The sequence below is a fragment of the Bacillus sp. GB_SG_008 genome (assembly GCF_052038115.1).
Classification (GTDB): domain Bacteria; phylum Bacillota; class Bacilli; order Bacillales; family Bacillaceae_G; genus Bacillus_A; species Bacillus_A rhizoplanae.
Genome location: NZ_JBPZSK010000004.1, coordinates 427,599 through 441,384 on the forward strand (window position 1 = coordinate 427,599; position 13,786 = coordinate 441,384).

The following is a 13,786-nucleotide window of genomic DNA, read 5'->3' on the forward strand; positions in this document are numbered from 1 at the left end:
GTGCAATATTCTTATTATTCAGATTATTTATTACGAATTGGCGGTTCTGTTTCTGTCATTTTTAATTCTCGCTCTAAAACTGGAACAGGATAATCAATTCCATCTTGTTTTTTCAATGTAATCGAATAAAGCGTTTGTAAAGCTTGATGATCTTCCGCACGGAATTTCATTGTTCCTTTTGGTGTTTCAAATTCCATTCCTTCCATCTTTTTAATAAGTGTAGCAGCATCAGTATCGCCTTTCGTTTTCTTTAAGGCTTCAACGATTGAAATAGCAGCTGACATCCCACCAGCTGTAAACAAGTCTGGAACAGCACCGTTAAATCGTTTTTTATGTTCCTCTACTAACCAATCATTCACTTTATTTTTTGGAAGCGTATGATAATACACTGAAAATCCTTGCATGCCAACTAACGCATCCATCGTTTTTAACGCTGGAATATCAGGTGCACCCGTTGAAATTTTAATACCTTGCTGCTCCACATTCATATCTTTTAATTGCTTCCACGGTGAATTTGCACCTGCCCAGACAATAAATAAATAATCTGGTTTTGAGCTTATAATATTTTGTATATTTGCCGTAAAATCAGTAGAATTCGCATCGGCATATTGCTCATTTACAATGTTTGCGCCTAACTTCTTTGCTGCATCTTTAAATGCCGCAATCCCTTCTCTTCCGAATGCATTGTCTGGAGCTAGTGTAGCAATTTTCACATCTTTCTTAGCAATTGATGCTGCACCAGCAATTGCATCTTGAGATGAATTTCGTCCTGTTCTAAAAATATATTTATTCCAGTTCTTCCCCGTAATACTATCTGCTACAGCCGGCTCAACAACCATTATTTTTTCATATTCTTCAGCCAATGGTAAAACCGCTAACGTATCACTTGAACTAGATGAACCAACTAAAAAGTCTACTTTATCTTCTTCTAATAGTTTCGTAGCCTTCTTAACGGCTACATCTGCTTTTGTTTCCGTATCTTCTACAACAAACTTAATCTTTTTCCCTTCCACTTTTCCTGTTCCACCTGTTGCATAATCTAGACCGAGCTCAAATCCATTTACTGTTTGTTTTCCATACGATTCAAGCGGTCCAGTTAACGAAGCAAGTACACCTACCTTAACTGTTTCCTCATTACTTGTATTTGCTTTTTTTCCAGAGCACCCAACTGATACGAACAATGAACCAAGTATACAACTTGTGCACACTATCCTTAGCCACTTACGTTTTTTCACTAACATCATGATTCCTCCCCTATCATTTACCTTCTTAGAGAATTGAATACACTGAGGTGAACTATTCGTAATAATGACATTTCTCAATATCAACCGCTACTATGATATAAAATTTCTTGAAGTACCTCTAATTTCTCTAACTTTTCCCAAATCCCTCCCAGTTTATTTGTAAATATTTACTAAGAACATGTTCGTTTCTTAACTAAAAAAGGGAATGACTAAAAAACTAGTCCTTCCCTCTCCATTAAAATTAATATATTCATCTGAAAACAACCATACAAAAAACTTACAACTCAACTTGTTCCAAACTCTCTAGCTCCTTCTTCAGTTTCGCTTTATCTAAATTCTCTCCAATAATTACAAGGTTTGTAGGGAAACCAAAATCCTGCTCCATTAAAGATGGCACACCAAACGAGTATTGCAGCAAAGTTGGGTATTTTTCACCATGAAATTTCACAAATCCTTTTACACGATAAATTCCCTCAGGTAAATTAGAAAGCCACTCGTACAATTCGCCTTGATCAATTGATTTTTCAAATGAATAGGTCATAGTTTGAATATGTAAATGCTGTTTCACATGTAATTTTTCATGATTTTGATTACTTGCTAGCTTTACCTCTTCGAAATCCTCTAAAGATATATTACAATACTGTGTTTCGTATAGTTTTGCATGTCTATTTATTAACGCTACTTCCTCAACAACCTGTTTCTTTTCTTCGTCTCTAAGCAAATCTGATTTATTAATAAGAATATGACTTCCATACTTCATTTGTTCGTTTAAAAGTTGTTGCACGCTTTTACTTAATGTTTCTCGATTTAACCACCTGATTGCATCTAATACAACAATAATGGACTTCACTTCAATATAAGGAGCTAAAATAGGTGAGAGACAAGCGTCTAATACTTCAATCGGATGCGCAACTCCCGTTGTTTCTATATAAACTACATCAGGTCTCTCCTCCTGATATAAGGAATGTAGCTGAATTTCTAATTCATCTTTCATCGTACAGCAAATACAGCCTTTTAAAAGTTCTCTTAAAATATTTTCTCGTCCTACAATATCTGTATCTACGGAGTATTCGCCTATTTCATTCATTAGTACTGCAACTTTTCGATTTTTCTTCTTTTCCGCTAATAATAAATTTTGAAGTAACGTTGATTTTCCGCTCCCTAAAAAACCACCTAAAATATGAATTTCTACTTTGTTCATATTATCAACCATCCATTTCTTTGTTTCTGACTACACTTGTAGCTACTTTTACAACGCCGCCACAAAACGTAATTATTACGATTCATATTCATTATTCTAGTAAATTCAATTTTATTTGTAAACAAAACACGATTATTTGGGTAGCAAATTATACCTATTCGAAGCCTATCACATTTAACGATAAACTTATTTATCATTAAATGTAATAGGCCGCTTTTAATAAAACGGCCTTTTTACTAAGATTTATTGAATTCCCCTATTTACTGCACGTCATATCCTTGATCTTCAATAGCTTCTTTCATTTTTTCTACATCTACTTTTGCTTCATCATATTTTACATTTACAGTTCCCTCTTGCAGGTTAACTTCTACATTTTGTACTCCCGCTAACTCTGTAAGTGCATTTGTTACTGCCATTTTGCAATGATTACATGTCATTCCTTGTACGTTTAATGTGATAGTCATATTAAATTCCTCCATATTAATTTATATTTTAACGCGCTTCAAACGAAGTGCGTTCGTCACAACAGATACAGAGCTAAATGCCATCGCTGCTCCAGCTACCCAAGGCTCTAACAATCCAAATGCCGCCACAGGAATACCGATTGCGTTATAGAATAAAGCCCAAAACAAGTTTTGACGAATATTTTTCATCGTCTTACGACTTAACTCAATCGCTTTTGGTATATGTGATAAGTCACCACCAACTAACGTAACATCTGCAGTTTCAATTGCTACATCTGCACCTGTTCCAATTGCCATACCAATATCAGATTTTGCAAGAGCCGGTGCATCATTAATACCATCACCTACCATTGCTACTCTCTTTCCTTGTTTTTGTAAATCCTCTACAATCTTAGCCTTATCCTCTGGCAATACTTCTGCAAATACATGGTCAATATGAACTTGTTTTGCAATCGCTTCAGCTGTACGTTTATTATCACCTGTTACCATGTATATTTCAATTCCCATTTGCTTCAGTGTTTGAATTGCATCCTTCGAACTTTCCTTTACAGTATCAGCAACAGCGATTATTCCAGCAAGCTTCCCATCAATTGCGACAAGCATCGCTGTTTTACCTTGATACTCTAGTTCTTTCATGACCCCTTCATGCTGTGAAGTTTCTACAGATTGTTCATTCATCAATTTACGTGTTCCAACAAGAACCTTTTTGTTTTCAATATCCGCTTCAAGCCCCTGGCCTGGAATTGCTACAAAGTGCTGTAACTCTTTCAAATTTATCTCATGTTGTTTTCCATATTCAACAATCGCATGGGCTAACGGATGCTCAGAAGCACTTTCAGCTGAAATCGCATAATCAATCATGCCTTCTTGAAATTCTAATACATCGGTAACTTCTGGTTTTCCTTTTGTTACTGTTCCTGTTTTATCCAGCAACACTGCATTGATTTTATGCGTCCCTTCTAGATATTCACCTCCTTTAAAGAGAATACCCTTTTCTGCTCCTTTTCCTGTTCCAACCATAATCGAAGTTGGTGTAGCCAAACCTAGTGCACACGGACATGCAATGACAAGAATGGCAATTCCTACTTCCAATGCTTTTGGTAAATCTCCTGGTGTTATAAAGAAATACCATACAATAAAGGCAACTAAAGCAATCGCTACAACAATAGGAACAAAAATACCCGAAATGATATCTGCTAATCTCTGAATAGGTGCTTTAGATCCTTGCGCTTCTTCAACAATTTTAATAATGCCCGCTAACGCTGTGTCTTTTCCAACTTTTTCAGCTTGAATGGTCAGCATCCCATTTGCATTAATCGTCGCTCCAATAACAGAATCTCCTTCTTTTTTATCCACCGGAATAGATTCTCCAGTAATCATAGATTCATCAACAGAAGATACCCCCGAAACCACGATACCATCCACCGGTATTTTTTCACCGGGTTTTACAATCATGATATCTCCAATCACAACTTCTTCTAACGGCACTCGCACCTCTTGACCATTACGAACAACAAGCGCATCTTTCGCCTGTAAACTTAACAATTTAGAAATCGCTTCTGTTGTGCGTCCTTTTGCCAATGTTTCAAAGTACTTTCCAACTAAGATTAATGTAATTAAAACGGCACTTGTTTCAAAATAGAGATCTGGACTGTAGTTTGCATTTCCTAATTTTTTCAATGCCTCATATAGACTGTAAAAGTAGGCTGCTGATGTTCCTAAGGCAACTAAAACGTCCATATTTGCACTTTTATTTCGAAGCGCACGATAAGCACCTACATAGAAGTGACCTCCAATATAAAACTGAACAGGTGTTGCTAATAAAAGTTGGATCCATGGATTCATAAGAATATGCGGCATTGGTAATCCTGTATCGAACGGCATATGCCCAAGCATTGTATAGAGTAAAGGTAAGGACAAAATAATCGAAATAATCAGCTGACGCTTTTTCTCCTTAATTACCTCTTCTTTTCTTCCCGAACGATCCTGCTCTTCATTACGAATTTGTCCCTTATATCCAATTTTCTTTATCTTTTCTAAAATATTTTCTGTAGAAACTAAACCTTCATCATATTCTACAACAGCACTATTTGTAGCTAAATTAACAGTTGCATGAGAAATGCCTTCCATTTTATTTAGTACTTTTTCAATTCGATTCGCACAAGCTGCACATGTCATTCCTTCAATATCAAGAGTAACTTTTTCTGCTGATACGCCATACCCTAATTTTTCAATTTTCTCTTTTATATTAGAAATTTCTTGCTGAGAAGAATCATATTTGATACTTGCCTTTTCCATCGCTAAGTTTACGCTAGCTTCTACCCCATCCATTTTATTTAGCACTTTTTCAATTCGAGTGGCACAAGCTGCACATGTCATTCCTGTCACTCCAAGCGTAACATGTTTTTGTTTCTCCATTTATACCCCTCCTATTTTGAAAATTGTTTAATTACACTCATCAATTCTTGAATCGATTCGTCCCCGTTTCCCTCATGAATCGCCTTTGCGACACAATGCTTTGTATGACGCTCCAATAAAGAAAAACCTACTTTATTTAATGCCGCATTAATCGCTGAAATTTGAATTAAAATATCAACACAGTACCGGTTATCTTCCACCATTTTTTGAACACCGCGTACTTGACCTTCAATACGCTTTAAACGTTTTATAACACTTTGAATTTCCTCTTCTGTTCGAGGAACCATTTTTTGATTTATTTCATTATCTTTACAATGATCCATCAATATCACCTCGGTTATTGTAATTGTTAATCTTTATATACATTATACGGGTAGGGGGTATGTATTGCAACTGTTTAAATACCTATTTTTTGAAATTTTTTCAAAGAAAATACAACTATTTTCATTACCTTTCTTAAATTATGCAGATATTTTGCAGATTTATATAAGCATAAAAGCTCTGGATCTGCACATATGATGAAGTGAATGAAAGGACGGGGAGGTATCACTATGTCAACTTATACGTTAACTACCCTAACACTTTGTTTTATCTTAGTTATTGTTGCAGCATACATTTCTAAATCTAAAGGTACCCTAATGGAGTATATGGTATTTGTGATGTCTTTTAGCATGAGCATAGGATTAAGCATAGGGTTTTATTTTGGTATTATCTTTAAAGGTGACTTGTTATATTCTACTTTGCTTTCTATTTTGATTAGTAGCATTATTGGGCTTTTAATTGGGCTCCGCTTTCATCTATATTCTGCTTTAGAAGGCATGTTCTCCGGATTGATGGCAAGTATGATGGGAGCTATGATTACGGAAATGTTAAATGCACAACAAGCACACAGTATACTTCTTATTAGTATTTTGCTCACAATTACCATTACTACGTCATGTATCATTCAATTCTTGTCAGAAACTTATTCTTCTTATATTCACCGCCGATTTCTATTTTTACTTTCAGTTAGCATCGGAATTCTTCTAACCGTTTTCATAACATTCCCAGGGCATACTTCACTAAATTCTTCACAACATGAGCAGCATATACATAAACACTAGTACTTACAAACGATTAACGCTCCTGTTTACTTCTCCATAATTTCTTGATAATCATCTATTATACTTAGGACGTTAATCGTATATTAGAAAGGAGACTAAACTTTTGCGAAAATTTCTAATCAGCAGTTTAGCTATTACATCCATCTTTATAATAACAGCCTGTTCTAATGGACAAGAAACATCACCACAGAAAGAAGAAGTTTTCCAATCTAAGCAAACTTCTAATCAAAAAAATAAGGGAACATCTAATACTGTTCCGCAAGATTTCTATAAAGAAGTTTCATCTGGAAAAATCGAACATATTCATGGTATTGGATATCCTGGAAACATGCCGGGAATTTCAATTGCAACTCACACTGGAATAAAAGTTTATCAAAATGGAAAATGGCTAGAAACAACCGATCAAAAACACGATTATATGGGCTTCCAGGCTACAAAGAATGGATTCTTTGCAAGTGGTCATCCTGGACAAGGCTCAAATTTAAAAAATCCTTTAGGTTTAACTAAAAGTACTGATGGTGGAAAAAACCTTGAAACACTAGCGTTTTATGGAGAATCTGATTTTCATAATCTTGCTGTAGGATATAATAACGAAACCGTCTATGTGTATAATGAAAGCCCGAATTCTAAACTAAAAAGTGGATTTTATTTTAGTACAGATAACGGAAGTACATGGAAACAAAGCAAGTTAGATGGGCTCTCAAGTGCAATTAGTTCATTTGCAGTACATCCTGATAAATCCAGTGTAATTGCTATGGGAGCAAAAGATGGGGTTTACCTATCTACAGATTACGGTAACACCTTTAAGCTTTTCTCTAAAGAACAAGAAGTTACTACATTAACCTTTAGCAATGAAAATATTGTATATTCTTATGTAACTGAACAAAAGCAACAAGGATTAACGAAACAATCACTTGCTACTAATGAGCGTACTGATTTACAACTACCTTCTTTAGACGCTAAGGATACAATCATGTATGTATCACTAAATCCTCAAAATCAAACTGAAGTGGTTTTCGCTACTGAAAATGCTAATGTATTCCTAACCAGTGACAACGGTAAAACATGGAAACAAATTGTTGAAAATGGGATCTTAAAATTTAACTAGTTTATGCTGCAAAAAAACAAATACAATAACACTTTTTTCTCAAATTTAATCAGGGTAAGTTTGTTTGCCTTTATGCAAATTAAAGAAACTTCCATCTAAGAGTACTTAATTTTTCATCTAAACAATAACGTTGATAGACAAAACCCCAACGATTCCTTCGTTGAGGTTTTGCCACTATACTTACTTTAACTTTTGTTTCATGCGATCATATTCTTCAATGCTAATTTCACCTTTTGCCAATCTCATGTCTAAAACTTCTACTGCGCTATATCCGACACTCTTTTGATGCCAACTCTTGATAAGGCTATTGATTCCTACAAACAGAAGAACTAAAATCAGAATCCAGAATAGAGCCATACCGCCCATCATCATCCATCCACCTCCAGAGAAACAGTTGAAACTTCCATCCATCATGTTCCCATTCATCATAGTAACCAACCTCCCTTTCTTTACATAAGAATAATAATATAAAATTTTGCATTTTTTTTGCATTTCTTTTGTATTTATTTTGTATTTCTTCAAATTTCACAAGATTCTATGGCAACTATATAACTAGTTCAGAAAAGGTAGCGACAAAACCAAAGTCACTTCGATCACTTTGATTTTGACGCTACCTTTTACATAGAACGAATATGTTCTCAGCTATTAGACGTAAGAAAAAGGCTCATTTCCATACGATAGCTGAAGAATAATATTTTCTAAATTAAGACAGTACACAAGTAAAAAATAAAAATATTTTTTCATACAACAAATTAATAAAGCAGCTATCTCTAAGATAACTGCTTTACGTTATTTTATAACAAGTTATATGAATTCAATATTACTCTGGCATATTAGGAATATTAGGGTTTGGAACATAATCAGATTTATAATCTTTATATTTCACTTCTGTGACCATCCCTGCTGAAGCATGATGTAAATCGTGGCAGTGGAACATCCACTCACCTGGATTGTCTGCTACAAAGGCTACCTCATATTCTTCACCTGGTTTTAAGTTTAATGTATCTTTCACAATTGGAGAACCTTCTATTGGTTTTCCATTCTTGCTTAATACTTGGAAGAAATGACCATGTAAATGCATAGGATGATCATCCATTTTAGAACGATTTACTAATTTTACTTTTACTAGATCGCCTTTTTTCACTTGAATTGGATCAATATTAGGGAATGTTTTTCCGTTAATTGTATATACCATTCCATTGCCATTCATTTCTGTGTTCAAATCCATTGTATATGTGGCATTATATTGCTGATCTAATGTGAAGCTTCCTAATTTCTTAGAACCATATTTCGTCATATCTAATTTTGGAAGTTTTTCTTTTTCATTCGCTTTATCTTTCATATCTTTGCTGCCATCATACTCAATAACAGCTTTCATTCCTTTTACACCTTTTCCTTCCCCATGGTCCTCAACATACCATTTTCCAGGATTATTCGCTGTAAACTCAACATCATAACGTTCACCTGGTGCAATCGAAATCACTTCATCTTTTACAACCTTTGGATCATTGATTGGCTGGCCATCAGTTGCGATTACTTTTATATCATGACCATGAACATGGATGTTGTGCGATAAGTAACCAGCATTGATAAATCGAAGTCGAACTTTATCTCCTTTTTTCACTTTCAACGGCTCTACTAAATCCCCACTTTTACCATTGATTGTGAATAGATCATACATACTCATATTATGACCTTCCATATTCATATTTCCATGATCCATGCCTTTCATATTACCGGAGTCTTTTTTATCGCCTCCCATGTCCATACCAGAATGATCCATACCGTTCATATCATCATGCTTTTCCATATTTCCATGATCCATACTAGACTTATCACCATCTGATTTTTCTGTTTTCCCTTTTGTCATTTCCTTAATTTGTTTATCGATTTCCTTTTTATCGGTTACCCATTCATCTAACATTAATGTGTAATCTTTATCATATGTTTCATTTGTATCTTCTACAACAAGAGCACCATACAACCCTCGATCTAGTTGATTAACAGAGTCTTGATGCGAATGATACCAATACGTTCCTGGTACGTTTGCTTCAAATTCATACGTAAAACTTTTCCCTGGCTCAATCGCGTCTTGCGTAACTCCTGGAATTCCGTCCATATTGTTTGGAACAGGATATCCGTGCCAGTGAATCGATACCGGTACAGATAGTTCATTTTTTAATGTGACCTTAACCTTTTCACCTTTTTTCACACGAATTTCTGGTCCAGGAGAAGAACCATTAAATGTCCATACTGGAACAACAACACCGTTACTTAGCTTTTGCTTCTCTTCTTTCGCCACTAGCGTAACTTCAGGTCCTTTTATAACTTGTAACGGTTTTGTTGCAGTTTCAGTCTGTGTTGTCTTTTTATCATTCATATTTTTATGATCGCTTGTTGTATTTGTAGTGGCAGAACATGCAGCAATTAAAGAAATTGCTACGATTGAAATCCCCGTTAATACCGTCTTCTTCATGAAAAATCCCTCCCCAAATTTGTTCGTAATTATTATATAGAACAATTATCAAGAAATTATGGAGGGACAAAAACGAGAAAACAAATAACGGTCTGCATAATTTCTTCAATATCTTTTAGTAAAATATCTTATATTTAGGTATCATTTAATTAAGGAGGGCCTATATGATTAACATTCTATTAGTAGATGATGAACCGCGTATGCTAGATTTACTTTCATTATATTTAGCCCCTAGGGGGTATCACTGTACAAAAGCAACTTCTGGCAAAGAAGCGATTTCTTTATTAGAAGAAAAAGAATTTCGATTAATTTTACTAGACATTATGATGCCCGAAATGGACGGCTGGGAAACTTGCACGAAAATTCGTGGGTTCAATAGCGTACCTATCATCATGTTAACAGCTCGTGATGATACACAAGATGTTGTACAAGGATTAAAAAGAGGAGCTGACGATTATATCACGAAACCGTTTCATGAAGAAGAATTATTAGCTCGCATAGAGGCCGTGCTACGCAGAACAAATCAGCATCATAAAGTAGAATATAAAGGATTGGTGTGGGATGAAGCAAAACATACTGCTTCTGTGCATGGAAATGAACTGTTATTAACCCCAATTGAATTTTCGCTGCTCGGTTTATTTTTAAATAATGTAAATTACGTATTTAGTCGTGAACAACTTATTGAACGTATTTGGGGACATACATCAGAAACAGAGGATCGAACTGTAGATTCTCATATTCGTAACTTACGTGAAAAATTGCGAAAAGCTACTTTTCCAATTCACGATCACCTTAAGACTATATATGGAATTGGCTATCGCTGGGCAAATGAAGAGAAAGATATATGATATTACTAAACAACGAGGATAGTGGATTCTTATGAAGCGTATCTCAGTAAAATTTGGATTTTACTTTTTTATTTGTACCTTTCTAATTGAAAGTATATTATTTCTTTTATTGTATTACAGCTTGGTCAATACGAGAGTTCAGGAAGAAGTAAAATCTCTCCTTACTAGAGGAAATAATCATCGTGATGTACTGGAGAAATACTTCGATGATCAAACTATATCTCACGTGGCTCTCATGGAATCGGAAGCAGAAACTAAGGTTGTCATTACTTCGAAAAATGGAGAAATTCTTGCAAAATCAAGTAATGTAGATCATTCCATGGAAAAACATTTACATACAAAAATGCCTCCTGTTAATAAAAATGGCACAGTTGTGGAAGATCATTGGAAAACATCTAATTATATTTGTACAATTAGTCCCATTCAAGTTGGTAGTGATACGAAAGGATATGTATACATGTTTTTAGGTACTGACTCTATTAAACAAATGATTCAGCGTTTAACTTACCAATTTATAGTTGTTGGTGCCATTACCTTTATCCTTACTGTTATTACCATGTTCTTATTATCAAAACTTCTCACTAATCCTTTAATTAAAATGAAAAAAGCAACAGAAAAAATGAGTAAAGGGGATTTATCCGTATCTTTAAATATTAATAGAAATGATGAAGTAGGAGAACTAGCACATTCTATCCAAAAACTTGCAGATGATTTAAATTATTTGAAAAAAGAACGAGGAGAATTTCTAGCTAGCGTTGCACACGAACTTCGAACACCGTTAACATATGTTAGAGGATACGCTGATATTCTTATTAAAAATCAGATTCCTGCACAAGATCAAAATCATTATTTATCTATTATTAAAGAAGAGGCTGATCATGTAACACGGCTTGTTCAAGATTTATTTGAATTAGCTAAAATGGAAAAACACAATTTTGTTATTCATACAAAGCAGACTAATCTATATGATTTATTAAAAAACATATTAACAAAAATCCAACCAGCTTATACCGATAAAAATATTCGTATTATTTCCTCGTGTCCAGAAAACGTTGTTCTTCTACTCGACGAACAACGTTTTGAACAAGTTATTCTCAATCTGTTAAACAATGCATATTCTCACTCTGACATAAATTCTAAAGTATTTGTTACAGTTACAGAGAACAAGGAAATCGTTAAGATTAGAGTAAAAGATGAAGGAGAAGGTATCCCTGAACAAGATCTATCTCATATTTTCGAGCGGTTTTATAGAGTCGATAAATCCCGAGCTCGCGCAACAGGCGGAAGCGGTTTAGGTCTTGCAATTGTAAAAGAAATTATTGAATTACATGGAGGCAATATTTCTGTAGAGAGTGAATTAGGTCATGGGACTATTTTTACTATCTATCTAAAAAAATGAAATACGTTACTTAAAAATTAACTCGTCAACTATTTGGCGAGTTTTTAATTATAATGAGAATTTTCTTATATATTTCTCATATTTTCATCATTCCCCTTTCATTCCCTTCTCACATCTAGGATTTACACTAGGGCTTACTAAAGATATAGCGAGGTGATAAAACATTCAGATTTTGACTCTATCAAAAGTAATTCTAGATTCATTTTTTCTTGAAACATAATGAATCATGGGTGGAGGTGAACACATGAAAAAGAAAAAGAACAAATGCAAAAAGCTGCGCTGGCTAAAGTGGATTTTAATCCTTCCCCTGCTTCTTACTTTACTATTCTTCGGACTACATAGTATGAAGCCAGAACGATGGAATCATGAGGAGCACAGAAAAGCTGAACATGTCGTTGCCCACGATAAAGAGGGACAAGCTTTCTTTACGGAGAAAGGTCACTTTGCTGACTCTGAAAGACATGCTCAGTATGAAAAGCATCATGAAAAAGAGTTTGATGATGTATTCTTTGCACCATTCCTATTAGAACTTGGCTTTGTTCTTTTCGGTTGGTTAATTCTTCGCAAATCTGAAGGAAATATGGCTAAGAAGTGGACAGGAGTGCTACTCCTTGTTATCGGTTTATTCCCGCTTATTCCAATACTTGCGCTTGCCGCAACTATTACTTGGGCGTATAAAAAATTCAAACAAAAAAGAACGATAGCAAGTGAGCATATAGATATTCACACATATAATTTTTCAACAATGCAAAAACAAATAGACATTTTAGATCAATGGGAACGTAATATTCGTAAGGAGGAGAACTAAACAATGGGTATCCTAAAACGCATTAAAAATATTGTAATGGCAGATGTACACCAAACGTTGGATAAGCTAGAAAGCCCTATTAGCATGCTGAAGCAATACTTGAGAGAGACAGAAGAACAAATTACAAAAGCACAAAAAGCACTGGCTCACCAATTATATTTAGAAAAGAAATATGAAGCATTAATTTCGGAAGCTGATGCTCTTATCGCAAAAAGAATTCGTCAAGCTGAACTTGCAGTATCTCGCGAGGAAGATAACATGGCACAGCTAGCTTTACAAGATAAAATCACAAATGACAAAAAAGCTGCATTATATCGTGAACAGCACGAAATAACAAAGCAACAAACAGCTGCATTATATGAACAAATTGACAAACTGCAAGAGAAATATCAAGAATTACAATATAAAGAACTCGTTCTTGTTTCCCGATTAAATGCGGCGCAAGCCATAAAAAATAGTAACGCAGCACTTGCTTCTTTCCATACAGAAAATGCAGTGAAAGGTTTTGCACGTGTCGAAACTTACGTGCAAAAACTAGAAGCAGAAGCAGCTGCTAGTAACTATTTTTATCAGTTAAATGCTCCTAATCAAGCACAAATTTTAGACCAAAATCTACAAGAAGAAGTACAACAAGCATTAGCAAAATTAAAAGAAAATAAATAATTTCTTTTTTAATTAAATATTATGTAATATAAAAAAGCCCTTTTCATATTAAAT

General features: G+C 34.6%; 13 protein-coding genes. 6 read left to right on the top strand and 7 right to left on the bottom strand.

Features of this window, described 5'->3' with window-relative positions:
* Window positions 1-23: 23 nt before the first annotated feature.
* From ACTDJC_RS13660 to ACTDJC_RS13680, 5 genes are all read right to left on the bottom strand, one after another.
* Window positions 24-1,241 (bottom strand): substrate-binding domain-containing protein, encoded by a 1,218-nt coding sequence (locus ACTDJC_RS13660; protein ID WP_440603705.1) that lies wholly within the window; start codon window positions 1,239-1,241, stop codon window positions 24-26.
* 280 nt (window positions 1,242-1,521) lie between these two features.
* Entirely contained in the window at window positions 1,522-2,445 is a 924-nt protein-coding gene (locus tag ACTDJC_RS13665) for a CobW family GTP-binding protein (RefSeq protein ID WP_440603706.1), read from the bottom strand.
* A 260-nt stretch (window positions 2,446-2,705) separates the two neighbouring features.
* The gene (gene copZ / locus ACTDJC_RS13670) at window positions 2,706-2,909 is read right to left on the bottom strand and encodes a copper chaperone CopZ (protein WP_098309950.1); all 204 of its coding nucleotides are present in this window, start codon (window positions 2,907-2,909) and stop codon (window positions 2,706-2,708) included.
* A gap of 21 nt (window positions 2,910-2,930) precedes the next feature.
* Window positions 2,931-5,327, bottom strand: a complete 2,397-nt coding sequence (locus tag ACTDJC_RS13675; RefSeq protein WP_440603707.1) for a heavy metal translocating P-type ATPase — start codon at window positions 5,325-5,327, stop codon at window positions 2,931-2,933.
* Between the two features lie 11 nt (window positions 5,328-5,338).
* Complete coding sequence (locus ACTDJC_RS13680; protein ID WP_429750451.1) at window positions 5,339-5,650, bottom strand: metal-sensing transcriptional repressor; 312 nt, start codon at window positions 5,648-5,650, stop codon at window positions 5,339-5,341.
* 228 nt (window positions 5,651-5,878) lie between these two features.
* Between ACTDJC_RS13680 and ACTDJC_RS13685 the strand changes: the two genes are divergently transcribed.
* Together ACTDJC_RS13685 and ACTDJC_RS13690 are read left to right on the top strand one after the other, a co-directional pair.
* A complete protein-coding gene (locus tag ACTDJC_RS13685; RefSeq protein WP_440603708.1) occupies window positions 5,879-6,430 on the top strand; it encodes a hypothetical protein in 552 nt (183 codons plus the stop codon).
* Window positions 6,431-6,533: 103 nt separating this feature from the next.
* Window positions 6,534-7,538, top strand: coding sequence for a F510_1955 family glycosylhydrolase (locus tag ACTDJC_RS13690; protein ID WP_440603709.1), 1,005 nt, complete (start codon window positions 6,534-6,536; stop codon window positions 7,536-7,538).
* A 180-nt stretch (window positions 7,539-7,718) separates the two neighbouring features.
* Here the strand turns inward: ACTDJC_RS13690 and ACTDJC_RS13695 are convergent, their stop codons facing one another.
* Window positions 7,719-7,967 (bottom strand): SHOCT domain-containing protein, encoded by a 249-nt coding sequence (locus ACTDJC_RS13695; protein WP_440603710.1) that lies wholly within the window; start codon window positions 7,965-7,967, stop codon window positions 7,719-7,721.
* A gap of 391 nt (window positions 7,968-8,358) precedes the next feature.
* Window positions 8,359-10,014 (bottom strand): multicopper oxidase family protein, encoded by a 1,656-nt coding sequence (locus ACTDJC_RS13700; protein ID WP_440603711.1) that lies wholly within the window; start codon window positions 10,012-10,014, stop codon window positions 8,359-8,361.
* 164 nt (window positions 10,015-10,178) lie between these two features.
* Between ACTDJC_RS13700 and ACTDJC_RS13705 the strand changes: the two genes are divergently transcribed.
* The 4 genes from ACTDJC_RS13705 to ACTDJC_RS13720 all read left to right on the top strand — a co-directional run bounded on the left by ACTDJC_RS13705 (window position 10,179) and on the right by ACTDJC_RS13720 (window position 13,732).
* Complete coding sequence (locus ACTDJC_RS13705) at window positions 10,179-10,862, top strand: response regulator transcription factor (protein ID WP_440603712.1); 684 nt, start codon at window positions 10,179-10,181, stop codon at window positions 10,860-10,862.
* Between the two features lie 31 nt (window positions 10,863-10,893).
* Complete coding sequence (locus ACTDJC_RS13710; protein ID WP_440603713.1) at window positions 10,894-12,261, top strand: HAMP domain-containing sensor histidine kinase; 1,368 nt, start codon at window positions 10,894-10,896, stop codon at window positions 12,259-12,261.
* Between the two features lie 244 nt (window positions 12,262-12,505).
* Window positions 12,506-13,069, top strand: a complete 564-nt coding sequence (locus ACTDJC_RS13715; RefSeq protein ID WP_440603714.1) for a hypothetical protein — start codon at window positions 12,506-12,508, stop codon at window positions 13,067-13,069.
* A gap of 3 nt (window positions 13,070-13,072) precedes the next feature.
* The gene (locus ACTDJC_RS13720) at window positions 13,073-13,732 is read left to right on the top strand and encodes a PspA/IM30 family protein (RefSeq protein ID WP_440603715.1); all 660 of its coding nucleotides are present in this window, start codon (window positions 13,073-13,075) and stop codon (window positions 13,730-13,732) included.
* The last annotated feature ends 54 nt before the right edge of the window (window positions 13,733-13,786 follow it).